This window comes from Halobacterium sp. KA-6 (assembly GCF_021029015.1).
Lineage (GTDB): Archaea > Halobacteriota > Halobacteria > Halobacteriales > Halobacteriaceae > Halobacterium.
Genome location: NZ_JAJJZH010000039.1, coordinates 1 through 1,164, shown reverse-complemented (window position 1 = coordinate 1,164; position 1,164 = coordinate 1). Strand labels below are relative to the sequence as shown.

The 1,164-nt window shown below is 40.6% G+C and carries 2 protein-coding genes; both read right to left on the bottom strand.

Annotated elements, in window-relative coordinates:
• Positions 1–457, bottom strand: a 457-nt coding sequence (locus tag LPA46_RS18685) for a hypothetical protein (RefSeq protein WP_230893813.1), incomplete at its 3' end; no start/stop codon positions are given.
• Between the two features lie 168 nt (positions 458–625).
• Positions 626–1,164 (bottom strand): glycosyltransferase family 2 protein (locus LPA46_RS18680; RefSeq protein ID WP_230893812.1); only part of this gene is annotated, 539 nt, incomplete at its 5' end.

The following is a 1,164-nucleotide window of genomic DNA, read 5'->3' as shown; positions in this document are numbered from 1 at the left end:
GCGTAAAAGTTTTGTCGTTAGATTTTGCTTGAGACAATAGTAGAATAACTGAAAGGATTATGCAAAGATCGATTGAGGCTCGTCGGAAAAAGAAAACAGTAGGTAAAATTGAAATCGGGCCTAAAACCGCAGCGAATGAACCAGCAATACGGATTGGATTTGGCTGCCCCTTCAATATCGAGAATACAAGTATGCCAATGACAAAGCCCATAGGGAATAGTATAATGAGCTTGGTGCCGCTCACTATCTGTACAATTTCAGAGAGTGTAGTAAAGAATGGGCTCCGGTCATGCATTTCTATAATGTATCTAGCTATCGAAGTGCTTCCTGGTTGTGGATCTACTAGTGAACCGAAATCCCATGGGACAAATGGTAATCGAAGCTTGAACACCCCCTGAGCGATTAATGTAAGGGACAGACAAGATATTATGGCAATTCCTTTTGATAATCTGCTCATAGTTTCGATATCATCTACGGACTTATAGATATTATCTAGTGGTGGTCTGTGAGGACATACATAGAGTCAATAGGTACGTGGGTACAGGTAAATCCACAATTGAGCCCGTTCACTTGACGAAGGCAATTTTGATTTTCAAGTACTAATAAACACGGTTCTTCAGATCTTCTATTCCACACTCTCTATATTATTCGTCTCATTTTCAGATATTCCAGCAACAAACCCTGGAATCATCTCAATTGCTTCTCGATACTCACTTGCCAATGTACGCTCAGTAACGGCTTTGAATAACCAGAATGGGTAATATAATTTCGCGGTAGCAGAGAACTCATCGCGGGTTGATATCACCCTCCACCTATTGCGTGCTTCGTAATAGCTCAATCCAAAAGAACCGGTAGTTGCGGACTCTTTGTGGTATATCTTTGAATCAGTTATTGTAAGCAATTTCCAACCTGCGTTTCGAACTCGTAGTGAAAACTCCACGTCAGATATCCGCATGAAATACCCAGCATCAAGTAGTCCAACCTGATAGAATATTTCTGGCTTGCAACAAAGTGAACAACCAGAGATCCATTCATTATCAATGACTGACTCAAAATTTTGGTCAAATATGTTTTCTCCCATGCGTAAATGGTCTGTCTCCCCTCGCTTTTTATCAATAATACCCTCACTAAACCAGACTATATCTCTCTTTGGCTCTTGGAGAA